The sequence below is a fragment of the Tenacibaculum sp. M1.3A genome, from assembly GCF_057732375.1.
On sequence record NZ_JBYJEF010000001.1, the window covers coordinates 218,035 to 244,963 of the forward strand.

29 protein-coding genes are annotated in these 26,929 nt (G+C 30.0%); 10 read left to right on the forward strand and 19 right to left on the reverse strand.

Translation table 11 applies throughout. The features are described 5' to 3' along the window. Window positions 1-6: 6 nt before the first annotated feature. On the forward strand, window positions 7-525 hold the full coding sequence (locus tag AC28QF_RS01010) for a shikimate kinase (RefSeq protein WP_488200220.1): 519 nt from the start codon (window positions 7-9) through the stop codon (window positions 523-525). Here the strand turns inward: AC28QF_RS01010 and AC28QF_RS01015 are convergent. Continuing rightward, window positions 517-1,020: a phosphoribosyltransferase domain-containing protein gene (locus AC28QF_RS01015; protein WP_488200219.1), complete on the reverse strand. Its 504-nt coding sequence runs from the start codon at window positions 1,018-1,020 to the stop codon at window positions 517-519. The two genes, AC28QF_RS01010 and AC28QF_RS01015, sit on opposite strands and share 9 nt — an antisense overlap. A gap of 26 nt (window positions 1,021-1,046) precedes the next feature. Next, window positions 1,047-1,436 carry an RNA-binding S4 domain-containing protein gene (locus AC28QF_RS01020; protein ID WP_488200218.1) on the reverse strand — a complete coding sequence of 130 codons (390 nt, stop codon included), beginning with the start codon at window positions 1,434-1,436 and terminating at the stop codon, window positions 1,047-1,049. Window positions 1,437-1,515: 79 nt separating this feature from the next. Between AC28QF_RS01020 and AC28QF_RS01025 the strand changes: the two genes are divergently transcribed. Then, window positions 1,516-2,391 carry an FKBP-type peptidyl-prolyl cis-trans isomerase gene (locus tag AC28QF_RS01025; RefSeq protein ID WP_488200217.1) on the forward strand — a complete coding sequence of 292 codons (876 nt, stop codon included), beginning with the start codon at window positions 1,516-1,518 and terminating at the stop codon, window positions 2,389-2,391. A 109-nt stretch (window positions 2,392-2,500) separates the two neighbouring features. On the opposite strand, the gene AC28QF_RS01030 is transcribed toward AC28QF_RS01025, so the two are convergent. From AC28QF_RS01030 to clpB, 9 genes are all read right to left on the reverse strand, one after another. Then, the gene (locus tag AC28QF_RS01030; protein ID WP_488202407.1) at window positions 2,501-3,343 is read right to left on the reverse strand and encodes an IS3 family transposase; all 843 of its coding nucleotides are present in this window, start codon (window positions 3,341-3,343) and stop codon (window positions 2,501-2,503) included. Next, complete coding sequence (locus AC28QF_RS01035; protein WP_488200216.1) at window positions 3,343-3,738, reverse strand: transposase; 396 nt, start codon at window positions 3,736-3,738, stop codon at window positions 3,343-3,345. Before AC28QF_RS01035 ends, AC28QF_RS01030 begins: the two co-directional genes overlap by 1 nt. Window positions 3,739-3,841: 103 nt before the next feature. Further along, window positions 3,842-4,456 (reverse strand): porin family protein, encoded by a 615-nt coding sequence (locus AC28QF_RS01040; protein ID WP_488200215.1) that lies wholly within the window; start codon window positions 4,454-4,456, stop codon window positions 3,842-3,844. A 117-nt stretch (window positions 4,457-4,573) separates the two neighbouring features. Continuing rightward, a complete protein-coding gene (locus tag AC28QF_RS01045; protein WP_488200214.1) occupies window positions 4,574-5,524 on the reverse strand; it encodes a transketolase family protein in 951 nt (316 codons plus the stop codon). Between the two features lie 54 nt (window positions 5,525-5,578). Continuing rightward, window positions 5,579-6,160, reverse strand: coding sequence for a Maf-like protein (locus AC28QF_RS01050; protein WP_488200213.1), 582 nt, complete (start codon window positions 6,158-6,160; stop codon window positions 5,579-5,581). After that, on the reverse strand, window positions 6,150-6,929 hold the full coding sequence (locus AC28QF_RS01055; RefSeq protein WP_488200212.1) for a UbiA family prenyltransferase: 780 nt from the start codon (window positions 6,927-6,929) through the stop codon (window positions 6,150-6,152). The genes AC28QF_RS01050 and AC28QF_RS01055 overlap by 11 nt, the downstream gene beginning before the upstream one ends. Before the next feature lie 116 nt (window positions 6,930-7,045). Beyond that, on the reverse strand, window positions 7,046-7,504 hold the full coding sequence (gene smpB, locus AC28QF_RS01060) for an SsrA-binding protein SmpB (protein WP_488200211.1): 459 nt from the start codon (window positions 7,502-7,504) through the stop codon (window positions 7,046-7,048). Between the two features lie 58 nt (window positions 7,505-7,562). Beyond that, complete coding sequence (locus AC28QF_RS01065; RefSeq protein ID WP_488200210.1) at window positions 7,563-8,075, reverse strand: SixA phosphatase family protein; 513 nt, start codon at window positions 8,073-8,075, stop codon at window positions 7,563-7,565. An 89-nt stretch (window positions 8,076-8,164) separates the two neighbouring features. Further along, window positions 8,165-10,768, reverse strand: a complete 2,604-nt coding sequence (gene clpB / locus AC28QF_RS01070; protein WP_488200209.1) for an ATP-dependent chaperone ClpB — start codon at window positions 10,766-10,768, stop codon at window positions 8,165-8,167. A 153-nt stretch (window positions 10,769-10,921) separates the two neighbouring features. On the opposite strand from clpB, the gene ytxJ reads away from it, so the two are divergent. Both ytxJ and AC28QF_RS01080 read left to right on the forward strand, forming a co-directional pair. Beyond that, a complete protein-coding gene (gene ytxJ, locus AC28QF_RS01075) occupies window positions 10,922-11,314 on the forward strand; it encodes a bacillithiol system redox-active protein YtxJ (protein ID WP_488200208.1) in 393 nt (130 codons plus the stop codon). Between the two features lie 70 nt (window positions 11,315-11,384). Continuing rightward, window positions 11,385-12,941 carry a DEAD/DEAH box helicase gene (locus AC28QF_RS01080; protein ID WP_488200207.1) on the forward strand — a complete coding sequence of 519 codons (1,557 nt, stop codon included), beginning with the start codon at window positions 11,385-11,387 and terminating at the stop codon, window positions 12,939-12,941. A gap of 69 nt (window positions 12,942-13,010) precedes the next feature. Here AC28QF_RS01080 and fahA read toward each other — a convergent pair whose 3' ends face one another. Next, window positions 13,011-14,291: a fumarylacetoacetase gene (fahA, locus tag AC28QF_RS01085; protein ID WP_488200404.1), complete on the reverse strand. Its 1,281-nt coding sequence runs from the start codon at window positions 14,289-14,291 to the stop codon at window positions 13,011-13,013. 191 nt (window positions 14,292-14,482) lie between these two features. Here fahA and glyA point away from each other — a divergent pair, with 191 nt between their 5' ends. After that, window positions 14,483-15,757 (forward strand): serine hydroxymethyltransferase, encoded by a 1,275-nt coding sequence (gene glyA, locus AC28QF_RS01090; RefSeq protein ID WP_488200206.1) that lies wholly within the window; start codon window positions 14,483-14,485, stop codon window positions 15,755-15,757. Window positions 15,758-15,832: 75 nt separating this feature from the next. On the opposite strand, the gene AC28QF_RS01095 is transcribed toward glyA, so the two are convergent. Together AC28QF_RS01095 and AC28QF_RS01100 are read right to left on the reverse strand one after the other, a co-directional pair. Then, complete coding sequence (locus AC28QF_RS01095; RefSeq protein WP_488200205.1) at window positions 15,833-16,018, reverse strand: CsbD family protein; 186 nt, start codon at window positions 16,016-16,018, stop codon at window positions 15,833-15,835. A gap of 134 nt (window positions 16,019-16,152) precedes the next feature. Continuing rightward, a complete protein-coding gene (locus tag AC28QF_RS01100; RefSeq protein ID WP_488200204.1) occupies window positions 16,153-17,496 on the reverse strand; it encodes a DNA recombination protein RmuC in 1,344 nt (447 codons plus the stop codon). Window positions 17,497-17,599: 103 nt separating this feature from the next. Here AC28QF_RS01100 and AC28QF_RS01105 point away from each other — a divergent pair, with 103 nt between their 5' ends. The 5 genes from AC28QF_RS01105 (at window position 17,600) to AC28QF_RS01125 (ending at window position 22,437) form a co-directional block, all read left to right on the forward strand. Next, the gene (locus tag AC28QF_RS01105) at window positions 17,600-18,151 is read left to right on the forward strand and encodes a 1-acyl-sn-glycerol-3-phosphate acyltransferase (protein WP_488200203.1); all 552 of its coding nucleotides are present in this window, start codon (window positions 17,600-17,602) and stop codon (window positions 18,149-18,151) included. Window positions 18,152-18,273: 122 nt separating this feature from the next. Beyond that, window positions 18,274-19,608 carry a DEAD/DEAH box helicase gene (locus AC28QF_RS01110; protein WP_488200202.1) on the forward strand — a complete coding sequence of 445 codons (1,335 nt, stop codon included), beginning with the start codon at window positions 18,274-18,276 and terminating at the stop codon, window positions 19,606-19,608. A gap of 142 nt (window positions 19,609-19,750) precedes the next feature. Next, window positions 19,751-19,942, forward strand: a complete 192-nt coding sequence (locus AC28QF_RS01115) for a cold-shock protein (protein ID WP_218772531.1) — start codon at window positions 19,751-19,753, stop codon at window positions 19,940-19,942. A gap of 251 nt (window positions 19,943-20,193) precedes the next feature. Beyond that, window positions 20,194-20,658 carry a cold-shock protein gene (locus tag AC28QF_RS01120; RefSeq protein ID WP_488200201.1) on the forward strand — a complete coding sequence of 155 codons (465 nt, stop codon included), beginning with the start codon at window positions 20,194-20,196 and terminating at the stop codon, window positions 20,656-20,658. 243 nt (window positions 20,659-20,901) lie between these two features. Beyond that, the gene (locus tag AC28QF_RS01125; protein WP_488200200.1) at window positions 20,902-22,437 is read left to right on the forward strand and encodes an SDR family NAD(P)-dependent oxidoreductase; all 1,536 of its coding nucleotides are present in this window, start codon (window positions 20,902-20,904) and stop codon (window positions 22,435-22,437) included. Between the two features lie 63 nt (window positions 22,438-22,500). On the opposite strand, the gene AC28QF_RS01130 is transcribed toward AC28QF_RS01125, so the two are convergent. The 5 genes from AC28QF_RS01130 to AC28QF_RS01150 all read right to left on the reverse strand — a co-directional run bounded on the left by AC28QF_RS01130 (window position 22,501) and on the right by AC28QF_RS01150 (window position 26,926). Further along, window positions 22,501-23,307 carry a type 1 glutamine amidotransferase domain-containing protein gene (locus AC28QF_RS01130; RefSeq protein WP_488200199.1) on the reverse strand — a complete coding sequence of 269 codons (807 nt, stop codon included), beginning with the start codon at window positions 23,305-23,307 and terminating at the stop codon, window positions 22,501-22,503. Window positions 23,308-23,415: 108 nt separating this feature from the next. Beyond that, complete coding sequence (locus AC28QF_RS01135) at window positions 23,416-23,832, reverse strand: DUF2141 domain-containing protein (protein WP_488200198.1); 417 nt, start codon at window positions 23,830-23,832, stop codon at window positions 23,416-23,418. Window positions 23,833-23,834: 2 nt separating this feature from the next. Beyond that, the gene (locus AC28QF_RS01140) at window positions 23,835-24,854 is read right to left on the reverse strand and encodes an NAD-dependent epimerase/dehydratase family protein (RefSeq protein WP_488200197.1); all 1,020 of its coding nucleotides are present in this window, start codon (window positions 24,852-24,854) and stop codon (window positions 23,835-23,837) included. A 231-nt stretch (window positions 24,855-25,085) separates the two neighbouring features. Continuing rightward, the gene (locus AC28QF_RS01145) at window positions 25,086-26,246 is read right to left on the reverse strand and encodes an iron-containing alcohol dehydrogenase (protein WP_488200196.1); all 1,161 of its coding nucleotides are present in this window, start codon (window positions 26,244-26,246) and stop codon (window positions 25,086-25,088) included. A gap of 47 nt (window positions 26,247-26,293) precedes the next feature. Then, window positions 26,294-26,926, reverse strand: a complete 633-nt coding sequence (locus AC28QF_RS01150; RefSeq protein WP_488200195.1) for an NAD(P)H-dependent oxidoreductase — start codon at window positions 26,924-26,926, stop codon at window positions 26,294-26,296. Window positions 26,927-26,929 lie beyond the last annotated feature (3 nt).

A 26,929-nucleotide genomic window follows, 5' to 3' on the forward strand; every position in this document is an offset into this window, starting at 1 on the left:
TAGTTTATGAAAATAGTATTAGTAGGGTATATGACGAGTGGTAAATCTACAATTGGTAGATTATTGGCAGAAAAAAAGAACTTTTCTTTTATTGATTTAGATAATTATATAGAAGAAAAGGAGAAAATGTCTGTTTCAGAAATTTTTGATACAAAAGGTGAAATCTATTTCAGAAAACAAGAACACCTATATTTAAAAGAGATTTTATCCTTAAAAAATGATATTATTTTAGCATTAGGTGGTGGCACACCTTGTTATGCAGGTAATATGGATGTTATAAAGGGCTCTATAAATACTGTTGCCGTTTATTTAAAAGCAAGTATCACAACAATTGCAACAAGGTTAACAACTGAGAAAAGTAAAAGACCTTTAGTAACTAGACTAAAAAACGATGAGTTAGCAGAATTTGTAGCGAAACACTTATTTGAAAGAAGTTATTTTTATAATCAGTCAAATTACAAAGTAACTGTAGATAATAAAAATACGGATATGATTGTTACAGAATTAAATGCTTTATTACGTTAAATAAATAAGCGTTTTGTTTTTATTAAATTCAACCACAACATGCTCTTTAATAGAGGTAGAGAGTGAAATGCCTTTGAAATCTGCTTTTACAGGGTATTTTTTATGATTTCTATTTACCAGCACAGCTGTTTTAAAGCGCTTTAAAGGAACCTCTAAAAAATGTTTTACCGCATATATTAATGTGGTACCTGAGTTTAAAACATCGTCAACCAAAACCAAAGACTTGTTTTTATACACGTCTTTAGATAAAGAAGTTGTTATTGTCTTAATAGGGTTTTTCTTATCAATAAAAACCTTACACAACTGAATTTTTAAAGGTGAAATTTCTGATAAAATTTTATATATTTTTTCAGCAAATAAATAGCCGTTATCAACGATTCCAGCAATTATAATTTCTTTTTCGTTGCTATTGCTTTCATAAATTTGAAAAGCAATACGACGAATTTTTTGTTCAACTTCTAAATTATCTAGTATAATATTATCAGATACTGTCATGCTATTTATTTTAAAGGTTAAATATATTACAAATTAATATCATTTTCTTCAGAATCTGTACTATAATCATCTATATCTCTACGATCTTTTTTAGTAGGTCTTCCAGCTCCTTTTTTACGATAATAATCTTTAGAATATTTTAACAAGGCTGTTTTTTCAAATTCTTCCTTTGGAGTTAAATCTTTTCTATATAAATCAACCAATTTTGCGCCAACTCGACTTGACGGTATATCTAAAACCTTTATTTTGTAATTAATTTGATTTTTACGAATGGTTATTTCTTCATTTCCGAATATCTCTTTAGACGGTTTTAAGTTCGTTCCATTAATTTTAATATGTCCTTTTTTACAAGTATCTGTAGCGATACTACGTGTTTTAAAAAAGCGGATGCACCATAAATATTTATCTATTCTCATATAAAAAGTTAAATTTTATCTTTTTGTTTTTTACAAAGGTATAAAAATGGTAAATTGCAGGTTAAAATTTCAGAATTAAATGATAAAATTTAAGCACTTATTTTACACTGTAGCTGTTGCTGCAGTTTTATATTCTTGTGGAAGCGATAATAACAACTCTTTTGTAGATAATTTTAACCACGAAGCACAAGCTGTTATTGATAATGATTCATTGATTAAGTTTTTAAAAAATAATTATTATGATAGTGATTTAGATTTAGTTAAGGTTATAGATGACAATCAAGTTTCTTTATTTGATGATGCTAAACTAGAAACTAAAGAGGTTACAGAAAGCGATGTTGATTATACACTTTATTATTATGTAAAAAATGTAGGAGAACCAAATATAGAAAAAGGTTTTCCAACAGTAATGGATTCAGTATATGCAAAATATAGTGGTCAAAGAATTTTAAACACAAACAGTATAAGTTCTAATTTTGATGCAAATACCACATGGTTGTCATTAAATCAAGTGATAAGAGGGTGGACATATAGTTTTGTTCATTTTAAAGGTGGTAATAATGTTACTTTAGAAGGTGAAGAAATAAATTTTGATAACGGAGGTAAGGGGATTTTATTTATACCGTCAGGTTTAGGATACAGAAATGGAGGAACACAAGGTATACCTGGTAACTCTAATTTAATGTTTACTATTGAATTGTGGGATTTTGTAGAAGGTACAGATGATGATCAAGATAATGTTTCTTCGATAAATGAAGATGTTGATGGTGATGGTGATCCTAGAAATGATGATACGGATGGTAACGGAAGACCAAATTACTTAGATGTAGATGATGATGGTGATGGTAAATTAACAAAAGATGAAGATGCTAACGGTGATGGTGATCCTAGAAATGATTTTAGCGATCCTAATAAACCAACTGTTCCAGATTATTTAAACAGAGATATTAGATAATAGTTTTAATTATATGTGACGTTCTGAAATAGCGTTACATAATTAATAATCTAAAGGTAGTGATTTTATATCACTGCCTTTTTTAGTTTTATATTGTTTTCTTTTGATTTTATTTTTGTTTGTGTATTTGATTCGGAGTCAACATATAATTAGATAAATGAGGTCTTATCTTATTGTAAATTTCTATAGCGTTTTGAACTAATTTTATTTTAATTTCAATAGTTGTGTTATACTTGTCAATATCAAATTCCTGTTTTAAGATTCCATTTATTCTTTCAGCAATTGCATTCTCATAAGGGTCATATTGTTCAGTCATACTGGGTAGAATATGATTTTTTTCTAATAATTTTTGATATTCATTAGAATAATATTGTAAGCCTCTATCTGAATGATGAATAATTGGTTGATTCTTATATTTTCTCTTTTTTAGTGACATTTCCAAAGCAGCCAATGAACCTCTTACATTTAAACTATCACTTACATTATAACCTACGACTTTTTTGGAATAAGCATCTGTTATTAAAGCTAAATAACTTGGGTTTTTTCTATTTCCAATATAAGTAATATCACTTACCCAGACCTGTTCGGGTCTTATAAAGGCTAACTTTTTAATCTGATTTTTATGTTTTCTAAACCTGTGATGAGAGTTTGTGGTAATATGATATTTCTCTTTGGGTTTAATTAATAATTGGTTCGCTTTAAGTATTTTAAATAACTTATCTCTGCCAACATTTAATTCTTTTAACTCTTGTTCTAACAAATAATATAATTTTCTTGTACCAAGTTTAGGCATTAGAAGTCGTTTTGACTTGACTAAACTGATCACCTTAAAGCTTAATTTTAACCTCTCTTTTGTTGATTTAATATCCCTGTAATAAATCTGTCTATGAACCCCAAGTATATCACAAGTAGCCTTTATGCTCTGTTTGTGATCTATGGAGAAGTTTTTTATTACTTGGGTTCTTGCTTTTTTCTAATCGGAATCTTAAATTCTTTTTCTGCATAATCAATCATCATATCAAATAAAACAGCTTTTTTATCTGCTCTATCAGCTAAATATTCAGCCCTATTCTTTTGCTTTTCAAGTAATTTAACCTGTTGCTCTAATTCTAAAATACGTTGTGCTGGAGTTTTAGACATGCCTTGATGAATTGTATATTGAGTGTCAAAGTTACCATATTTTTCAATCCAATTAACAACCGTTTTCCGACATTGAATACCATAGTGTTTTGTCGCTTGTGCAGTAGATAAACGTCCTAATTCTATATCCTTAACAATCTGTAGTTTTAAACTTAAACTGTAATCTTTTTGTGTTCGCTTTTTGTAACCTGAATTTTGTATTTCCATAAATTAATAGTCTTTTGATGTAACACTATTTCAGGACGAGACATAGATATATAAAAAACCCGAAGCTTAAAAGCTTCGGGTTTTTTATATATTATGTCAGATCTTAAAACCTGTAAGAAAGACCTATAATTATTTGATTCACACGAGTATCAAAATTTACATCTCCAACACTAGAGTCAACAAAATTAGCTTCAGTATCAGATAGAGATCGTTCCCAACGAACGTCTAAACCTAATTTACCTAATTCAATACCTGCACCAAACTGAACACCTACTGAAAATCCATCAGAATCTACTTGCTTTAAATCATCAATATCAAAATCAGAATCTAAAATATATTGAAAAGAAGGTCCTGCAAAAACATGTGCTACTTTTAAAAACTTCATTCCAATTAAAACAGGTAAATCAATTTTTTGAAATTCATAAGTAGTAGCTCTACTTTGAATACTTCCTGTGTTTTGTTTATACATTACCTTATTGCTTAATTGGGTATACACTAACTCGGGTCTTAAGTACAAACCGGTTAGAGGAAGATTAAAACGTAACCATACACCTGCGTGAAAACCTGTTTTACTTTCTGCTCCTTCAAAAACATCATCTTTTACATCTGAGAAAGAATCAGAATTATAGTTTATACCTCCTTTAATACCTCCTTGTATTTGAGCTTGAATTAATTGTGTTCCTATTAATAGGAATACTACTAGAATTACTTTTTTCATGTTTATTGATTTTTAGTATAGTATATAAAACTTGTTAATTTTAAAATTATTGAGTTTGGCAAAAGAAAAAGCATCATTTATAAAAATGATGCTTTTTTATCATTAAGTAAAAAAAAATTATTTTCTAGAAATAACCTTTTTTACAGCTTCAATTATGGCTTTATCATTTAAACCATACTTCTCCATTAATTGCTCTGGTGTTGCAGATTCACCAAAACTATCGTTTACAGCTACAAATTCTTGTGGAGTAGGAGTGTTGGTAGCTAAACATCGTGCTACGCTTTCACCTAAACCTCCATATTTATTATGCTCTTCTGCAGTTACAATACAACCTGTTTTTGCGATAGATTTTAATATAATATCTTCATCTAAAGGTTTAATTGTATGAATATTTATTACTTCAGCAGAAATACCTTTTTCTTCTAATTGCTCAGCTGCTTGTAAAGCTTCCCAAACTAAATGACCTGTAGCAACGATTGTTACATCATTTCCTTCAGTCAATTTTATACCTTTTCCTATTTCAAAAGGCTCGTCAGTCATAAAAACGGGTACTTTTGGTCTTCCGAAACGTAAATATACAGGCCCTTCGTAATCAGCAATAGCAAGTGTTGCAGCTTTAGTTTGGCTATAATCACAAGTGTTTATTACAGTCATGCCTGGCAACATTTTCATCAAACCAATATCTTCTAATATTTGATGTGTAGCGCCGTCTTCACCCAATGTTAATCCTGCATGTGATGCACAAATTTTTACATTTTTATCTGAATAAGCTACAGATTGACGAATTTGATCGTATACACGACCTGTAGAGAAGTTTGCAAAAGTTCCTGTAAATGGAATTTTACCTCCAATAGTTAAACCTGCAGCAATACCAATCATATTAGCTTCAGCAATTCCTATTTGAAAGAAACGTTCTGGGTGATTGTCTTTAAAATCTCCCATTTTTAAAGATCCTGTTAAATCTGCACATAGTGCAACTACATTAGGGTTTGTTTTTCCTAATTCAGTTAAACCATCACCAAATCCAGATCGGGTATCTTTTTTCTCGGTATATGTATATTTTTTCATTACTATATATTGTGTGTTGTATGTGTCAAAAATAATCTTTTTAAAAAAGGAATCTTACAAATTTGATAATTCTTTATAAAGTTTATGAACAGGAAACCCCATAACATTAAAATAACTTCCTTCAATTTTAGTAATTGCTATTTTACCTATCCATTCTTGAATTCCGTATGCTCCTGCCTTATCAAAAGGTTTATAGGTATTAATATAGTAGGCGATTTCCTCATCTGTTAATTGTTTAAATGTTACAGTTGTAGTATCGTTTATTACTTTTTTAATTTTTTTATTTGTTATGCATATAGAAGTAATAACTTTATGTGTGTTATTAGATAATTCTTTTAGCATTTTAAAAGCATCTGCGTAATCTTTAGGTTTACCAAGTGCTTTGTCGTTAGACCAAACAATAGTATCAGAAGTTATTAAAAGATCTTTTTCAGATAACTCACTTTTAAAAGGTGTAGATTTTAAATCAGAAAGAAAATCTGTAATCTCATGTTCTTTTAAATGAGTAGGATAAACTTCTTCAACTTCCTTTATTTTTATTGTAAAAGGAACATTTAAGTCTTTTATTAACTCTTGCCTTCTAGGTGAGTTTGATGCTAAAATTATATTGTAATTTAATAATTTTTTAGATAACATATTTAAAATAATAAGCAATTGAAACTATACCTAGTAAACCAAAAAAGTGCAAATACCTCATTTTTTTTAATAAAAGTTTATAGTCTTTATTTGTTGATGTCTTTATTAAAGAATAAATTAAGTATACTCGAGGGAACCAATTAAATAAAAGCACAGCAACGAATAAAAATTTTGTTTTTATAAAATATAAAGCTAAATAAGTTATTAAAAGAGCAGAAGTAAACATCATGGATAATGCAATTCGTTTAGCTCTTTTTCTGCCTAAAAGGATAGGTAATGTTTTAAGTTTTTTTAAGTTATCCTTATTTATATTCTTTATACCTTTTATAATTTCTTCTGTTAAAGTGTTTAAAAAAGATAATAATATATAAACAACAATTATCAGTTGAAGTTTAAAAAATAAACTCCATTGTGTGTTATTAAGATTAACAGGTTCATCTAGCCATAAAACAAAAATAATGGTTATAGGAATGGCAAAAGACTTTACTAAATAACGAGTAAAGGAGTTTTCTTTTGAGTATTTAGAATACATAAATACCAAGAAAGAAATTATAAAAAAAACAATAGAAAAATATAAGTTATCGATTTTAAATGAAAAATAAATACCTAATATTATAGCTGTAGAAACAAACAATAATGAGGTTAATTTTATTTTATTTAAATCTTTTCTTTTAGCTTTAGTATTATTATAATAAAAAGATAATAAATAGGTTGAGGCGTACAAAAGGGTACAAGAAGCTGTAAAGAGGAATAAATCAAAAAATGACAAAATAGTTTCAAACCCGAAACCGAATAAAAAACAAAATTTAGCTAAAAAAATAATAAAAGAAAAGTATAATAATCTTTTCCATTGTATAATATTTAATAGAGTACTAAAAATAGTCATTAATTAAAATCTTTTTTAATTCTAGCTAAATCTCTTTTATTATCTTTATCTTTCATTGTTTGACGTTTATCATGCGTCTTTTTACCTCTAGCCAAAGCAATATCTAATTTAGCCCACCCATTATTATTTATAAAAAGTTTTAAAGGTACAATTGTGTTTCCTTTAGCTTCAACTTCTCTTTCTAACTTTTTTAACTCGTTTTTGTTTAATAACAAACGACGCTCACTCGTTGTTTTATGATTGAAGTGATTACCAAAAGAATATTCTTCAATATACATGTTGATAATAAAAAGTTCACCTTGCTCATTAAATTCACAAAAACTTTCAGTTATTCGAGCTTTACTAAGTCGAATCGATTTTATCTCTGTACCTGTAAGTTGAATTCCGGCAGTATATTTATCTATGATCTCGTATTCAAAACGAGCTTTTTTATTTTGTATGTTAATCTTTTTCTGCATCAGCTGTTATTCATGTATTTTAATAACAAATATAAAGCATTAGTTTGTTTTTTACAGACTAATCAACCGTTATCTTATTGATTGATGTTGTTTTGTTTTTAAATGATTTTTTAAATGAAATTATAAACAAGCTTGCGTTATCATTATCATCCATAGATTTGTAAATTTCTGATTTTATAATCTTATTTGCAAACTGCGGAGTAGTATTACTATGACCAACAATTAAAACTGTTTTTCCTGTCGTTTCTTTTTCAAAATCTTCAGAAAACATATTGCTAGGATCGTAATTTATAATATCTAGTTTCTTGCTATCTGCTGTAGGTTTTGCAGTTTGCGTGGTTCTATTATAGTTTGTCGAATACACTGCATTTAAATTGATATCTTTAAAGTATTCAGCCCATTTTTTAGCACGTTCTTTTCCTTTTTCATTTAAATTAGGATTCTTGTTCGACTTATCTGTTCTGTCTTTTTCTGCGTGACGAATTAAGTAATAAGTTGTATTGGTTTTCTCTAGTGCACAAGATATTAGTAAACCAAAAGCAGCAGTAAAAATAAAAAGATATTTTTTCATGATAAGTTATTTATGATGCGAATATAATTAAAAATAAAAAGCGGTGTTTTTTCAAACACCGCTTTCAATCAACTATAAAAAATAAACTTCTAATTTTCTATTAAATCAGATTGATTTCTGAAAACTAGTTTATTATCAAAAGCATCTAATAAAATAATGCTGTCTGTAGTTACATTTCCTGCTAAAATTTCTTTAGATAATTGATTTAATACTTCTTTTTGAATTACACGCTTTACAGGTCTTGCACCGAATTCGGGTTGATATCCTTTAATAGCTAAATAAGCAATAGCTTCATCTGTTGCATCAAAAGTGATATTTTGTTGCGCTATCATTTTTTTAACATTGTTTAATTGTATCCCTACAATTTGTATAATATCTTCTTTAGATAATGGTGTAAACAAGGTTATATCATCAATTCTGTTGATAAATTCAGGACGCACAGTTTGTTTTAATAAACCTAAAACTTCTGCTTTCGCCAATTCCATTGTGGTGTGGATATCGCCTTTAAAATTATCGAATTTTTCTTGAATAATTTCACTTCCCATATTAGAGGTCATGATAATAATGGTGTTTTTAAAATCAGCAACTCGACCTTTATTATCAGTTAATCTACCTTCATCTAAAACTTGTAACAAAGTATTAAACGTATCAGGGTGCGCTTTTTCAATTTCATCTAATAAAACAACAGAATACGGCTTTCTACGAACAGCCTCTGTTAATTGTCCGCCTTCATCATAACCAACATAACCAGGAGGTGCACCAACTAATCGACTAACAGAATGACGCTCTTGATATTCGCTCATGTCTATCCTTGTCATAGCGTTTTCATCATCAAACAAATAAGTAGCCAATGCTTTTGCAAGTTCAGTTTTACCAACACCTGTAGTTCCTAAAAACAAGAAACTTCCTATTGGCTTATTCGGGTTTTGCAATCCTGCTCTAGAACGACGAACGGCATCTGCAACAGCTTCAATAGCTTCTTCTTGCCCAACAACACGCTTGTGTAACTCATCTTCTAAATTTAATAATTTTTCACGCTCTGATTGTAACATCTTGGTAACTGGAACACCAGTCCACTTTGCTACAACTTCTGCAATATCATCATAAGTAACTTCTTCTTTTATTAAAGCATTTTCACTTTGATTTTCTAATATTTCTTGTTGTGTTTCAAGCAATACTTGTGCTTCTTTAATTTTACCATAACGCAATTCAGCAACCTTACCATAATCGCCATTACGTTCCGCTTTATCAGCTTCTAGTTTGTAATTCTCAATATCAGTTTTTAATTGCTGAACAGCATCTACAACTGCTTTTTCTGATTGCCATTTGGCATTAATTTCGTTACGTTCTTCTTTAAAATTAGCAACATCAGCATTTAATGATTTTAATTTAACTTCATCATTTTCGCGTTTAATAGCTTCTATTTCAATTTCTAACTGCATTATTTTACGATCTAAAACATCTAAATTCTCTGGTTTAGAGTTTATTTCCATTCGTAATTTCGCCGCAGCTTCATCCATTAAATCAATCGCTTTATCTGGCAAGAATCGATTAGTAATATAACGTTGCGATAATTCTACAGCACCAATAATAGCTTCATCTTTAATACGTACTTTATGGTGTGTTTCGTATTTGTCTTTAATTCCTCGTAAAATAGAAATAGCACTTTCTGTATCTGGTTCATCAACCATAACTTTCTGAAAACGACGCTCTAATGCTTTGTCTTTTTCAAAATATTTTTGATATTCATCTAGGGTAGTGGCACCTATTGCTCGTAATTCACCACGAGCCAAAGCAGGTTTTAAAATATTAGCAGCATCCATAGCGCCTTGTCCACCACCAGCACCAACTAAGGTGTGAATTTCATCAATAAATAAAACAATATCTCCTTCGGATGTTGTTACTTCCTTTACGACAGATTTTAAGCGTTCTTCAAACTCTCCTTTAAATTTTGCTCCGGCAATTAAAGCCCCCATATCTAAAGAGTAAATAATTTTATTTTTTAAATTTTCAGGAACATCACCACGAATAATTCTATGTGCCAGACCTTCGGCAATTGCTGTTTTACCAGTACCTGGTTCACCTACTAAAATGGGATTGTTTTTTGTTCTACGCGATAATATTTGTAATAAACGGCGAATCTCTTCGTCACGACCAATTACAGGATCTAGTTTACCGTCTTGTGCTAATTTATTTAAGTTGTTAGCAAATTTATTTAAGGAATTATAGGTTTCTTCTGCGCTTTGAGAAGTAACTCTTTCTCCGTTTCTTAATTCCTCAATAGCTGCTTTTAAACTTTTTTCGGTAACTCCCTGATCTTTTAAAACTTGAGAGATTTGACTTTTAGATTTAAAAATAGCTAAGATTAAATGTTCTATAGAAACATACTCATCATCCATTGTTTGTGCAATGATAGCTGCTTCATTTAGTGTTTTATTTGCTTCACGAGAAAGCATTAAGTCACCTCCCGAAACTTTAGAAAAACTCTCTAACTGTTTCTCTAAAATTTGTAACACAACATTAATGTTAATATTGAGTTTCTTTAGTATAAATGGTAGCACGTTTTCATCAACTGTAAATAAGGCTTTAAAAATATGCTCATTTTCTATTTGTTGATTACCATTACTTTGCGCTAATTGTTGCGCTTGTTGTATGGTTTCTTGTGATTTTATTGTATAATTGTTTATATTCATATCATTTATTTTTCATTAGTAAAATCAAAAGTAATACCATTTGATTTCAGTGAGAAAAGAAAGACAAAAAGTCACTTTAAGCTTTGTTTTAGCTGACTTTTTGACAATTTGAAAGTTTTAATATAAGATATCGACTACGGTAAAAAAATAATTATGGGAATATTAAATTCAATTTTTGGAAATAAAGAAGAAAAAGAACAAAAGCAGGAATCTTTTATAAAATGGATTCCTTTAACATCAACAGAACAACTTAAAGAAATTAAGGCTCAATCTAAAAAAGAAGCGGTTGCTATTTTTAAACATTCAACAAGATGTGGTATAAGTAGTATGGTAATTAAAAGGTTTGTAGCTAGTTTTGACGAGAGCTTGAAAGATTTTAAAATTTATTATTTAGATTTGTTATCGTACCGAGAAATATCTAGCGAAATAGGGTATGAGTTTCAAGTTTTACATGAATCTCCTCAGCTGTTAGTTATTAAAAACGAAGAGGTAGTTGCACATGCTTCTCACTACGAAATTGCCCAAATCGATTTAAGAAAGTTCTAAAATAGTTCTTGTTTTTAACAAATCTTCTTTAAATACGTCGTATTTTTGCTTTCTACAAAAAAGCACAAAATTGAGCAACGACGTTACAACTATACAAGAAACTAAAGGAAAAAGTTTATACGATTATCAAAAAGAAGCATTGTTCAAAATTTTTAAAAGTTTTGAAAATGCCCCTGAAAATTATCATTTATTATATCAATTACCAACAGGAGGAGGTAAGACTGTAATTTTTTCAGAAATTACCCGTCAGTTTATAAAGCATTACAATAAAAAGGTGTTAATAATGACGCACCGTATTGAATTATGCAAGCAAACTGCAAAAATGCTTGGAGAGTTTGGTGTTGGTAATAAAATTATTGATAGTAAGGCAGATTTAGAAGATCAAGATAAGTATGATTGCTTTGTGGCAATGGTTGAAACATTAAACAATCGTTTGAATGACGATATGTTAGATATTTCGGATGTTGGTTTGGTAATTATTGATGAAGCTCACTACAATTCATTTACTAAATTATTTAAGTTTTTCGACAAGTCATTCGTATTAGGTGTTACAGCAACGCCTTTAAGTTCGAATATTAAACTACCAATGAAAGACAATTATGATGATTTAATTGCTGGTGAAAGTATTGGTACTTTAATAGAACAAGAATATTTAGCAAGAGCTAATGTGTTTTCTTACAACGTAGGTTTAACATCGTTAGAGATAGGAGCAAACGGAGATTATACTGTAAAATCTTCTGAAGATTTATATACAAATACAGACATGTTGTCGAAGCTTTTACAAGCTTATGAGGAGCGTGCAAAAGGAACGAAAACCTTAATTTTTAATAACGGAATTAACACATCGCTGCACGTATATGATACTTTTAAAAAAGCAGGATACCCTATTGCGCATTTAGATAACACGAACACTAAAAAAGAGCGTGATTTTATATTAAAATGGTTTCATAAAACTCCAAATGCAATTATAACGTCTGTAAGTATTTTAACTACAGGTTTTGATGAGCCTACAGTAAAATCTATTATTTTAAACAGAGCTACTAAATCATTAACGCTTTATTACCAGATGATTGGTAGGGGATCTCGTATATTAAAAGGTAAAAATGATTTTAATGTTATTGATTTAGGTAACAACTTTCATCGTTTTGGACCTTGGGGAGCCGATTTAGATTGGCACAAAATGTTTAGAGCGCCTAATTTTTATTTAGATAATTTATTATCTGATGAAGATATAGAAAATGAGTTTAGATATGAATTACCAGCAGATGTTAGAGAGGAGTTTTCTAAATCAGAAGACATATATTTTGATGTAAAAAAAGTATATATTGATACGATTCAAGCAGGTCAATCATCTAAGAAAGTATTAGAAAAATCAATCGAGCATCATGCGAAAATTTGTGTAGAGAATAGTGAGGATGTTTTTGATGCTTTAATTTTAGCAAAAAAATTAGGTGGGGAAATAGACGATAGAATTCACAGATACTCTAAGTGTATTTGTAAAAGCACTCACAATTTTATTGATTGGTTACAAGATGATTATAGAAAGAAATTAAACTCTCATTTACGTTCTAATTTCGATGAAATATATGAAGATATTTTTGGGCATCCACCACCAGAAGAAGAATAAAAAACAGATATAAAAAAAGCCATTTCGTTAGAAATGGCTTTTTTATGCTTAATATTTATCTTTTATTTATTATTCGATTGCAGGTAAAATTTTACCAGTACATTCACCAAAACCGATACGAACATTATCATTTTGAGAATACCCTCTCATAATAACAGTATCATGATCGTTGATGAATTTACGCTCAGAACCATCGTTCATTTTTATTGGGTTTTGACCTCTCCAAGTTAACTCTAACATAGAACCAAAACTATCTTTTGTAGGTCCAGAAATTGTACCAGAACCCATCATGTCACCAGCATTTACAGGACATCCGTTTACGGTATGGTGCGCTAATTGCTGTGCCATTGTCCAATACATATACTTAAAGTTCGAGTTACAAACTACAGTTTCTTCTTTGCCTTCTGGCTTAATAGCCATCTGTAAATTAATATCTAAACTATCTTTACCTTCTTTCTTTAAATATGGTAAAGGTTCGTGTACTTGTTTTGGGTTATCAACTCTAAAAGGCTCTAATGCATCTAAAGTAACAATCCAAGGAGAAATTGTTGAAGCAAAACTCTTACCTAAGAATGGTCCTAAAGGCACATATTCCCATGCCTGAATATCACGAGCAGACCAGTCATTAAATAAAACCAATCCGAAAATATATTCATCAGCATCTTCAATCGGAATTCTATCTCCTAAATCGTTTGCTACAGTTGTAATAAACGCCATTTCTAATTCAAAATCTAATAGTTTTGAAGGTCCGAAATTTGGAGTATCGCTTCCTTCGCTAGGACGTTGCTGTCCGATAGGGCGACGCACTGGTGTTCCTGAAGGAATAATAGAAGAACTTCTACCGTGGTAACCAATAGGTATGTGAAGCCAATTAGGTAATAATGCATTTTCAGGATCACGGAATAAAGAACCTACATTGGTAGCATGTTCTTTACTTGCATAAAAATCGGTATAATCACCAACAGCCACTGGAAGTTGCATTTCAACTTCTTCCATTCTAAAAATTACTTCAGCTTTATGTTCGGCATTGTCACGTAATTTACCATTAGTAACATCAAAAATATCAGCAATTCTATTACGTACTAAACGCCATGTTTTACGTCCGTCAGCAATAAAATCATTTAAGGTATCTTGTAAAAAAATATCATCAGTTAAAGGAATTCCTTCAAAATAACCTAATTGATGTAAAGCACCTAAATCAATAGCAAAATCACCAATTCTTGTACCAATTGTTATAATATCATCTTTCGTAATAAATACTCCGAAGGGAATATTTTGAATAGGAAAATCAGAGTTTTTTTCAACATTTAACCAAGATTTTCTATTAGGATTATTTGCAGTTATTTTCATCGAAGTAGTTGTGTTTAATTTTAGTTTCAAACCTACATATTTTTTTCAATTAAAACCAATATCAACATAAGAATTTATAAATTTTAAGGAAATAATTAAGAAGTTATTTTCTGTTTAAAATAAGATAAGAATTGCGCAAAAAATAATTAATAAAATTAGTACTTTTGGTTACTTATTTAACAACACACAAGATGCAAAAAGATCATCAAATATTCGATTTAATTCAAGAAGAGAAAGAACGTCAGCTAAATGGTTTAGAGTTGATTGCTTCTGAAAACTTTGTGAGCGAACAAGTAATGCAAGCCCAAGGTTCTATTTTAACTAATAAATATGCCGAAGGATATCCCGGTAAACGTTATTACGGTGGATGTGAAGTGGTAGATATTGTAGAGCAAATTGCAATTGACAGAGCTAAAGAATTATTTGGCGCTGAATATGTAAATGTACAACCACACTCTGGTTCACAGGCAAATACGGCTGTTTTTGCAGCTTGTTTAAATCCTGGAGATACTATTTTAGGTTTCGATTTATCTCATGGAGGGCATTTAACGCACGGATCTCCAGTAAATTTTTCGGGTAAATTATACAATCCTGTTTTTTACGGTGTAGATAAAGCAACAGGAAAAATTGATTATAAGCATTTAGAGCAGCAAGCAAAAGAACACAAACCAAAATTAATTATTGCAGGAGCTTCGGCATATTCTCGTGATATGGATTTTGAAAAGTTTAGAGAAATTGCTGATAGTGTTGGTGCTATTTTAATGGCAGATATCTCTCATCCGGCGGGTTTAATAGCAAAAGGAATTCTATCTGATCCTTTACCACATTGTCATATTGTTACAACAACAACGCACAAAACGTTACGCGGGCCGCGTGGTGGAATGATTATGATTGGTAAAGATTTTGAAAATCCGTTTGGATTAAAATTAAAATCAGGAAAATTAAAGAAAATGTCAACATTGATAAACTCTGCGGTTTTTCCAGGAAATCAAGGTGGACCATTAGAACACGTTATTGCAGCAAAAGCAGTTGCTTTTGGAGAGGCATTAACTGATGAGTTTTTAGAATATCAATTACAAGTAAAAGAAAATGCAAGTGCAATGGCAAAAGCTTTTGTAGCTAAAGGATATGACATTATTTCTGGTGGAACAGACAACCATTGTATGTTAATTGACTTACGTAATAAGAACCTTACAGGTAAAGAAGGTGAAGATACTTTAGGTAAAGCAGATATTACAGTAAACAAAAACATGGTTCCTTTCGATACTCAGAGTCCGTTTGTAACTTCTGGTATTCGTGTTGGTACAGCAGCTATAACTACTCGTGGTTTGGTTGAAGAAGACATGCAAACTGTTGTAGATTTAATAGACGAGGCGTTAACAAATGTAGGAAACGACGACGTTTTAAAGCAAGTAGGAGAGAAGGTATACGATTTAATGCACGATAAAAGATTATTTGTAATGTAATAATCACTTATTTTTAATATAAACGTAAAAAAGCATCAAGTAATACTTGATGCTTTTTTTATAAATATAAAGTTATTACCAACTTTTTATCTCTTTTTCAATCTCTTCACGTGTCTTTCCATATTTTTCTTGAATTTCTCCAACTATTTTGTCAAAAGTACCTTCAGCTTCAGTTGATTTTTCATTTGTAACTCTACCTACTTTTTCTTTAAATTCTCCTTTTATTTGTTTCCACTTTCCTTCGTTTGTATCTGAATTCATAATAGTTTTTTTATGTACTAAAATAGTACTGATTATTAATATTACAAATATAAAATGATAGAACAATATGTATTAACGGTAATAGTACAAGCTTTAACTCATTTAAATAAAGTGGTAATTTTTTAAAAAAATAATTATTCATTTTCGTGGGCTCTTTCAATAATATTTTCGGGTAATGCTTTTTTAGCTTTTGCACCCATTTTTTTTAATTTTTCAACACTAGTTATAAGATTACCACGACCATCTACCAACTTGTTCATTGCAGCATTGTAATCATCTTTAGTAGCGTCTATTTTTTTTCCTATTCCTATTAAATCTTGCAACAACCCATCAAACTTATCATATAAAGCACCTGCTTGCCTAGCTATTTCTAACGCATTTCGTTGTTGTTTTTCGTTATTCCACATGGTATCAATTGTACGTAAAGTAGCCAACAAAGTAGTTGGCGTAACAATAACAATATTCTTTTCAAAAGCTTTATTATACAATGAATTGTCCTGATTTAAAGCAATAGCAAATGCCGGTTCGATAGGTATAAAAAGTAGTACAAAATCTGGAGATTCAATTTTATAAATATCTTCATATTTTTTTTCAGATAACTGTGCTACATGTCTTTTTAAAGAATTAATATGTGCTGTTAAAAAACGTTCTTTCTCTAAGTCATCATCTGTATTTACATATTGTTCGTAAGCGGTTAGTGAAACTTTAGAGTCGACAATCATTTTTTTGTTATCAGGTAAATAAATCACCACATCGGGTAAAACACGTTTGCCGTCATCATTTGTAAAAGATTGTTGCACAAAATATTCTCTGTCTTTTTCTAAACCAGATTTTTCTAAAACACGTTCTAGAACTAATTCTCCCCAGTTTCCTTGAATTTTATTATCGCCTTTTAAGGCTTTTGTTAAGTTGATGGTTTCTTTACTCATTTGTAAATTCATTTCTTTTAAACCAACAATTTGCTGACGTAAAGCTGAATGATAATCAATACTTTCCTTATGAGTTTTATCTACTTTATCTTCAAAAGTTTTTATTTTTTCTTGAAGCGGATGTAAGATGTTTTTAATATTTTCTTTATTCTGTTCTGTAAATTTATTTGATTTCTCATCTAAAATTTTATTAGCTAAGTTTTCAAACTCTTTGGTAAATTTATCTTGTAGTTTTTCTACTTCAATTTTGTTTTCGTTTAGTTTTACTCGAAGGTTTTTTAATTCCTCATTCTTTCTAGCTAATTCAATATTAAAGAATTCTTTTTCTCTTCGAATTTCTTCAGTTTCTTTTGCTTTATCAGTTAAACGACCTTGAATTTCAGTTTTTTGAGTTTCTAAATTAGAAGAATTTATTTGTTGAATTGTTACTTTTTTTTCTAAATATGTTAATTGTTGTTTAACCTTTAATCTTGATAAAAGGTAACCGATAATGAAACCAAAAATTAAGGTACACAAGGCAACAATGCCAATTAAAAAAGAAGTATCCATTGGAATTCTGTAAGTTTATATGCTAACAAATATAACGTAAGATTGGTTAATTTTGTTTGAATTTCATATATAAAAGCGTAATTTTGAACTTCATAATAAATAGATGATATCTAAATTTATATTCACAAAAATTTTAGGATGGAAGTTTGACGGAGAGTTTCCGAAAGAACTTAAAAAATATGTACTAATAGGAGCGCCACACACTAGTTGGGAAGACTTTTATGTGGGTTTATTCTCTAGAAACATCACAAAAACCAAACTTAATTTTGTAGGGAAAAAATCATTATTTAAACCTCCTTTTGGCTTTTTCTTTAGAGCTTTAGGCGGAGCACCGATAGACAGAACAAAAAGCTCAAATGTTGTAGATGCAATAATTGACGTTTTTAACTCAAAAGAAGAATTTAGACTAGCAATTTCTCCTGAAGGTACAAGGCAATATGTAGGTAAATGGAAAACAGGTTTTTATTACATCGCTAAAGGTGCTAATATACCTATTGTAATGCTTGGTTTCGATTTTGAAAATAAACAAGTAAAGTTATCAAAGCCGTTTTATGTAACGGATGATATAAAAGCTGATTTTGCTTATTTTTATGACTTTTATAAAGACATTAAAGGTGCAAAACCTGAACTATTTAATAACAAAAACCTGCTTTAAAAGCAGGTTTTTATTTTTAGAAATAAGACTATTTTATAAGTAGTTACCTGAATAAAAGGAATAAGAATATTAATTGATAGTATTTCTTATAAGTGTGATTATCTTTGCATAAAAAATATTTTATGCCAAAACAGTTTTCAGATTTAGGAATTAATGCAGAATTACAACAGAGTTTAGCCCAATTACAAATTTCTGTACCAACAGATGTACAGGAAAAGGCGATTCCTGTGATACTAAATCAAAAAGAAGATGTAGTTGTATTGGCAAAAACCGGAACAGGTAAAACAGCTTCTTTTGGTTTACCTTTATTACAATTAATAGATGTAACTTCATCTAAAGTACAAGCAATTGTGCTTGCTCCTACGAGAGAATTAGGGCAACAGATATATAATAATCTTACGTCATTTTCTGCTAATAGTCCAAAAATATCAATTGCAGCAGTTTGTGGAGGAATACCTATTAAACCACAAATAGAGCGTTTACAATCTGATACACATATTGTTGTGGCAACACCAGGTCGTCTGTCCGATTTAATAAAAAGAAATGCGATAGATGTTAAGCACATCACGTATTTTATTTTAGACGAAGCAGATGAAATGGTAAGTGCTTTAAAAGAAGGATTGGATAGTATTATTAAAGAAATTCCGAAATCGAGAAGAACATTATTGTTTACGGCAACAATGCCTGGTACAATAAAACAATTGGTGCAAAATTACATGTCAAAACATATAATTAATGTCGAAGCTGATATGACAACAGTTGGTCACCAAGGTATCAATCATCAATATGTTGTAGTAGCACCAATAGAAAAACTAGAAGTATTACTTCATTTTTTAAATTCAAAAATAGGTCAACGAGGTATTATTTTCTGTAAAACTAAAGCAGCAGTTAATAAATTAGCTAAGAATTTAGCTATAAATAAATTTTCTTCAGGAGCCATTCACGGTAGTTTAACTCAAGGAATTCGTGATCGAATTATGGGTCAATTTAGAGAAGGATATATAGATATATTAGTTGCTACCGATTTAGCAGCTCGTGGTATTGATGTAAAAGAAGTTTCTTATGTAGTTAATTATCATTTACCAGATACTTATGATGCCTATGTGCATAGAAGTGGTAGAACGGCTAGAGCAGGAGCAACCGGACTTTCGTTAACGATATTACAAGAGGAAGAAGTAAAAGATATTGCAGATTTCGAAAAGGAACTAGGTATTAGTTTTAAACCATTTAAAAAGGCAGATGCCAAAAGTATTGAAGAAAATAATGGCTTAATATGGGCGAATAAAATATTTAAAACCAAGCCTAACCGTGCAGTTTCAGAAGATTTTAAAGCAAAAATAAAAACAATTTTTCATCATTTAACAAAAGATGAATTGGTTGATAAAGTATTAGCTAATTATTTAGCACAGTCTAATACTGTAAATACGAAACTCGAAAAAGATAAAAAAAGAAAATAGCAAGATGGTTTTAAAAGAGTGATGACTTGTTTAAAGTACAATATTTATTATTTATAAAAATAAATCAAATAATATGTATTTTATCAAAAATATGGCACCATCTTTGCAAACAGATAAGTATTATAAATTTAATTACATTACAATGAGTAAAGGAATAGTAAAGTTTTTCAATGACACTAAAGGATTTGGTTTCATCACTGAAGAAGGAGTAACAAAAGATCATTTCGTACACGTTTCAGGTTTAATCGATGAAATTCGCGAAGGAGACGAAGTAGAATTTGATTTAGAAGAAGGAAACAAAGGACCAAATGCGGTTAACGTAAAAGTTATCTAAAAAATATACTTTAAGTTTTAAAAGTCCATCATTCTTTGATGGACTTTTTCTTTTCTTATAAAGTAGTTAGATACATTAAATCTTCTTTGATACTAACGTTAATAAGAAAGTTTAAGTAAAAAAATCAAAAAAAATCAAAAAAAATACGTAATTTAGGATTATATTGGGGCGATTATGATAATTCCCCCAGAAAGGTACTTATCAGTATTCTAAATTACAACTAGTTTTATAATTATATATTAATTAATCTTATGGCAAAATCTCAGCAATCATTTAATAAGAATGAAAAAGAGAAAAAGCGTTTAAAAAAACGTGAAGATAAAAAAAAGAAAATGGATGCCCGAAAGGCTGATATAAGGGAAAATGGACCTACTGGAATTGAATTTGCATATACAGATGCTTATGGAAATTTAAGCGCTACGCCTCCTGATCCTGATCAAATAATAGAAGAAATCAGTTTAGAGGATATTCAAGTAAGTGTTCCTAAAACTTTAGAAGGTGATAGAGAAGCTTTTGACCCTGTTAGAAAAGGAACCGTTTCTTTTTTCGATTCATCTAAAGGATTTGGTTTTATTATCGATTCTGCAGATCAAGAAAAATATTTTACACACGTAAGTGGTATAATTGATCAGATTTCAGAAAATGATAAAGTAAGTTTCGAGCTTGAAAAAGGGATGAAAGGTATGAATGCAGTAAAAGTAACATTGGTTAAATAATCAATACTTAGTTTTATACCATACTTTAATGATAATAACTTTTTTTAAGAGTTATTATAAATATAAAATGAGATTTACCTATATGGTAAATCTCATTTTTTGTTTTTAGAATTATTAAATGGCTCTTTTGAAGTGTTTTTATTCTCTAATAGATAAAATAAATTCATTTAAAAGAGGTAATTTCGCGCCCTGTTATAAAGTGTATAACTAAACTTCTAAAATAAAAAATAAACAGTTTCGTTTATGAGTGAAGAAAAATCGAATATAGACATCGCATCTTGCATTAATACATTGCAACATTTATTAGAGGATACGAATCAACTTTTCGAATTACCAGAAGCGCAAAGAATAGCGTTATTTAAGGCAGCAGGTGAATTAACTAGACCAAATCGTGCCGAGTTTGAACGCCGAAGAAAAGATGCTAAAAAGGCAGCGAAACGCAAAATGATTGCGAAAGATACACACGCAAGAAAAACTACAGGAATTCGCTCTGCTCGTGAAGCAGCATTATTTGTAGCACCTAAATTATTAGGAGCAGCTGCCATTAATGAAGATACTCTAGAATTAGAATCGTCTAGAAATTGTTACGTTTGTAAAACTATGTTTACAAAACTTCATCATTTTTACGATACGATGTGTAAAGATTGTGGTGATTTAAATTATGCTAAACGTTTTCAAATTACCGATTTAAAAGGCCAAGTAGCTGTAATTACAGGTTCGCGTTTAAAAATTGGTTATCATATTACCTTAATGTTATTGCGTTCGGGTGCAACTGTTGTAGCCACTACACGTTTTCCGGCAGATTCTGCTATCCGTTTTTCTAAAGAAGAAGATTATAAGGATTGGAGTGATCGTTTGCATATTCATGGTCTTGATTTAAGACATATACCTAGTGTAGAAATTTTTTGTAATTATATAGAACAAAAATACGATCGATTAGATATTTTAATAAACAATGCTGCTCAAACAGTAAGGAGACCGTCAGGATTTTATTACCATTTAATGGAAAATGAAAAATTACCTGTAGATAAGCTTCCGAAGTTAGCGCAAAGATTATTAAAAGATCATGAAAGTTGTTTAGAAGAATTATCTAGTTTAAGTGTTGGTCCTTCTAAAACTGATAAAAACAATGTGTTGCCTGTTACTTGGCACGGGCCAGAACCAGGTATTGGATTGCGTAATTCGGCAGAATTATCTCAAATCCCATATAGTTTTGATAACTCTTTACAAACATCAGAAGTTTTTCCTGAAGGACAATTAGATGCTGATTTACAGCAAGTAGATTTAAGAAAAACCAATAGTTGGCGTTTACGATTAGGTGAAATAGAAACTACAGAAATGGTAGAGGTACAGTTAGTAAATGCTGTTGCTCCTTTTGTTTTATGCAATCGCTTGTCTAACCTAATGATGAAGGAGAACACCGGTAAGAAGCATATTATTAACGTAACTGCTATGGAAGGGAAGTTCCATCGATTTAAAAAAATAGATAGACATCCGCATACCAACATGGCAAAAGCAGCTTTAAATATGTTAACACATACTTCGGCTTCTACATTTGCAAAGTCAGGTATTTACATGAATGCGGTAGATACAGGTTGGGTTACAGATGAAGATCCGGCTGAATTATCTAAAAAGAAAGTTGAAGTTCATGATTTTCAACCTCCATTAGATATTGTTGATGGTGCAGCTAGAGTTATGGACCCGTTAATTGACGGAATTAATACTGGTAAACATTGGTCTGGAAAATTTTTAAAAGATTATTTTCCTATCGATTGGTAAAATATTTTCATAAAAAAAGGCTGTCATTTTAATGACAGCCTTTTTTTAAACACTTAATTTAAATTATTTTAAGCTTTGTAATAATTTTTCTGCAACCAATTCAGAAGATGCCGGGTTTTGCCCTGTAATTAAATTACCATCTTGAATTGCATAAGCAGCCCAATCATCTTTTTTAGAGTATATTCCTCCGTTTTCACTTAACATGTCTTCTACTAAGAAAGGTACAACATCTGTTAATCCAACAGCAGCTTCTTCAGTATTTGTAAAACCTGTTACTTTTTTACCTTTTACTAAAAAAGTACCATCTGAATTTTTAACATTTTTTAAAGCAGCAGGAGCGTGACATACAAATGCTACTGGCTTATCTTGACTATTAAACTTTTCTATTAAAGCAATAGAAGTTGCATCATTCGCTAAATCCCATAATGGTCCATGACCACCAGGATAAAATACAGCATCAAAATCATCTGCATTAATGTCTGATAACTTATTTGTATTCGCAATTTTAGCTTTAGCCTCATCATCTTTATTAAAACGATCTGTAGCTTCTGTAGCTGCATCAGGTGAATCACTACTTGGATCTATTGGAGCAGCTCCTCCTTTTGGAGTTGCTATGGTAATTTCTGCACCTTTATCTAATAATGAGTAATATGGGCTTGCAAATTCTTCAACCCAAAATCCTGTTTTTTTTCCTGTATCTCCTAGTTTATCGTGAGATGTTAATACAAATAATACTTTCATTTTTTTATCTTTTTTTAGTGAAGTTATTTCCTTTGATACTTCTTTAGAAGACGTATCTTTTTTTGTTTCTTTACAACTCGATGCTGTAATAATTGTTAGCGTTAACGCTAGTGTTTGTAATATTTTCATTTTGTAAAAATTAATAATCCATTTTAACTATAATATTTTCTTTTGAATTATTTTTATGTTTTTTATCTTCTAAAGATAATTATAGTAATAATTACTGCTTCATTTTTTTTAGTTGATTAGTTTAATACTTATTATTTCATTTTTTGCCAGCGAAAACTTACAATCTTTATATTTTGGTGCTGAAAATTTTGGTTTTATATTGTTAGAAAAACCATAACCTTCTTTAGGAATACCAAAAAAATTTCTATTGCACTTATTATCAGAATTTTCATCATGATATAAGGAAATAGCATATTCTCCTTTTGCTAAATCTGTAATTAAAATCTTTGCTGTTTTATTATCTACTTTTAAAGAATAATTTTTAATCGATTTTCCTTCTTTTAAAAAATGTTTTTTGGTATTGAAAACACCAATTTTTATAGTCCCCTTAAGTGCTTCTATATTGTGTACTTTTATAGTAAGCACTAGAGGTTTAGTTGTAAATAAGCTAGCTATTAATGAAAAATAAAGGATTAAATAATTCATAATTAAGCGTTTTCATTAAAATAATGCTCCATTTCTTTTATGTTTTGTTCTTTATATGCTCTGTAAGGTTCTGATTGTTTTAAAAGATACCATTTTACGGGTATTTTGATTATAGAGGCAACAAATTTCTTTACTGAAGACACTTTTTTTTCTTCCATTTTAAAATAATCTTCTAAAGAGTCTTGCCTGAAATGTAGTATGTTTTCAAGATCATCTCCATCTTTATAAAAGCCACAGTGAAAATTCTTGTCAGCAAAAGCATGTTTAGGAAAATTAAGTATACCTAAACCAAAAATAGCAAAGGAACGCTCTAAAAAATGCTCGTAACTAATTCTACAAGGTTCACCACCTCCTAAATTAAAAATTCTTTTAGATAGCTTATTTTTATACATTATTGCGTTTACAAAAGCTCGCGCAGTATCTCTTGGCGTACATATTTCTAAAGCAGTGTTTAAAGGTTGATGAAACATAAGTTTAGACATTTTATGATTTCCCATAATTGCTGCCAATCTGAAAATTGTAAAATCTAAAGTGCTTTTTTGTATATGCTGCTCTGCCATAATTTTGGTTTCTCCATAGGCATCTCTATCACTTGGTTTTAAAATGTCATCTACTTTAATATAAGGATTTTTTATGCGGTCTCCGTATACAGAAATACTAGAACTGTATATAAAAAAAGCTGTTGGAGAATTTATTTCTAACTGCTTGATTAAGTTTTTTGTACCACCAACATTTACTTTTTTTGATAGTGCTGGTAAATCGTCTGCAACTGGTGGAATTATTGCAGCCAAATGAATTACAAAATCTATATTTTTTGTAACTTTAGCTACATCATCTATATTAGTAATATCTCCATATACAATTCGAACTTCTTCTTTAAAAGGAGTCAGTTTTTTTATAGATTCTTTCGATTTTTTATCAAAAACAGTAACATTATAATCCTTTTTTACACATAACTGTTTTAAAACTTCAATTCCTACTGTTCCTGAAGCTCCTGTAAGTAAAATGTTTTTCTTTTTCATAAATTGAGTAATTAAATATTTAAAGGATTTTTTTCTTAAATTATAAAAAAGTTTTGCCCCTAGTTATAATTGCATAGATTTTAATGTACAAACATTTCAATAGTTATACCATATTTGTAATTTTGATGCCTATTTTTTTTAAAAGAATATTCATAGAGTTTTACAGTTATGCTAAAGTTTATATGTAAAGCCTTACAAGTTATAAAATTAACTAAGAACCTCTATTTTAAATTAATAAGCCATTTTAACTATTTTTTCTACTTTATCTGGAGATAAATTTTGATGTTCCCCTAAACCTAACCAACCACGATCGGTGAAACGCTTAGAAATTAATTCAGCAGTTCCATTATAGTCTTTTGTATAATCTGATAATTTTGTGTCAATTCCTAATTCATGGAAAAAAGTAACTGTTTTTTCGATAGCTGCATTTGCTTTTTCATCAATTGTGCCTTCTGTAATATTCCAAACACGTTCACCATATTGCGCTAATTTTTCTTTTTTAGCTTCAAAATTAAATTTATAATGGCTTGGAGTTATTATAGCTAAAGTACGAGCATGATCAATAGCAAATAAAGCCGTTAATTCATGACCAATGGCATGTATTGCCCAATCTGTAGGAACTCCTTTTTGTATTAAACCGTTTAAGGCCATTGTACAACTCCACATAAAATTAGATGCTGCTTGGTAATTTGTAGGATCTTTTAAAACTGTAGGGGCTACTTCTACTAATGTTTGTAAAATACTTTCAGCAAAACGATCTTGTAATAAAGCGCCAATAGGATATGTCATATATTGCTCTAAAACGTGTGTAAAGGCATCTGTTAATCCGTTTGCTAATTGACGTTCTGGAATTGAAGTGATAACCTGTGGATCTAATATTGAAAACACTGGAAATAAACCAGGACCACCCATAGATAATTTCTCTTTGGTTTCTTTTCGTGTAATTACAGCGCCAGAATTCATTTCTGATCCTGTTGCTGGTAATGTTAAAACAGTACCAAATGGCATTCCTTTTTCTGTTCTAATATTTTTAGTTAAAATATCCCAAGGAGTTTTGCCCTCATATACTGCTGCTGCAGATAAAAATTTAGTTCCATCAATAACAGAACCACCACCAACAGCTAATAAATAGGTAATTTTTTCTTCTTTAATAACCTTTAAAGCATCCATTAATGTTGCATACTCTGGATTTGCAGGTATACCTCCAAACTCGGTAAAATCTACATTTGCTAAAGCGGTTTTTACTTGGTCGTAAATTCCGTTTTTCTTAATACTTCCACCTCCATAAAGCAATAATACTTTTGTGTTACTTGGTATTTCTTTTGCGATTTCTTTTATAGTGTCCTTTCCAAAAATAATTTTGGTAGGATTTTTAAACTCAAAATTGTTCATTTTTTTCTTTTTTAAAATTAATAATTCCTTTAGAATACTAATAACTATTATTCTATCACAGTAACTAAATCTGTCATAGGTTTTCTAACTTTTACTAAATTAACCAACCAATCTTCATTTTCTTTTCTATATCCTAATGGTAATAAAACAGCACTACGTAAACCTTTTTCACGTAAACCTAAAATTTTATCTACAGCATCTGGCTCAAAACCTTCTAAAGGTGTTGCATCTACACCTTCATAAGCTGCAGCTATAATAGCATGAGAAAAAGCAATATATGCTTGTTTAGCAGCGTGATTAAAGTTTTCTTCGGCATCTTTTTGCGGATACATACCTAACAACATTTGACGGTAGTTTTCCCAACCTTCATTTTTAAAACCACGAATTTCATTGGTTAAATCGAACATGTAATTAATTCTATCTTCGGTATAAGTATCCCATGCAGCAAAAACTAGTAAATGTGAACAGTCTGTAATTACAGATTGATTCCATGCAATTGGCCTTATTTGTTCTTTGATTTCTTGATTTTTAACTACAAAAATTTCAAAAGGTTGCAATCCGCTTGATGTTGCAGCCAAACGAGCAGCTTCTAAAATACGCTCTATTTTATCTTCTGCTACTTTTTCGCCATTCATTGCTTTAGCAGCATATCTCCAATTTAATTTGTCTAATAATTCCATATT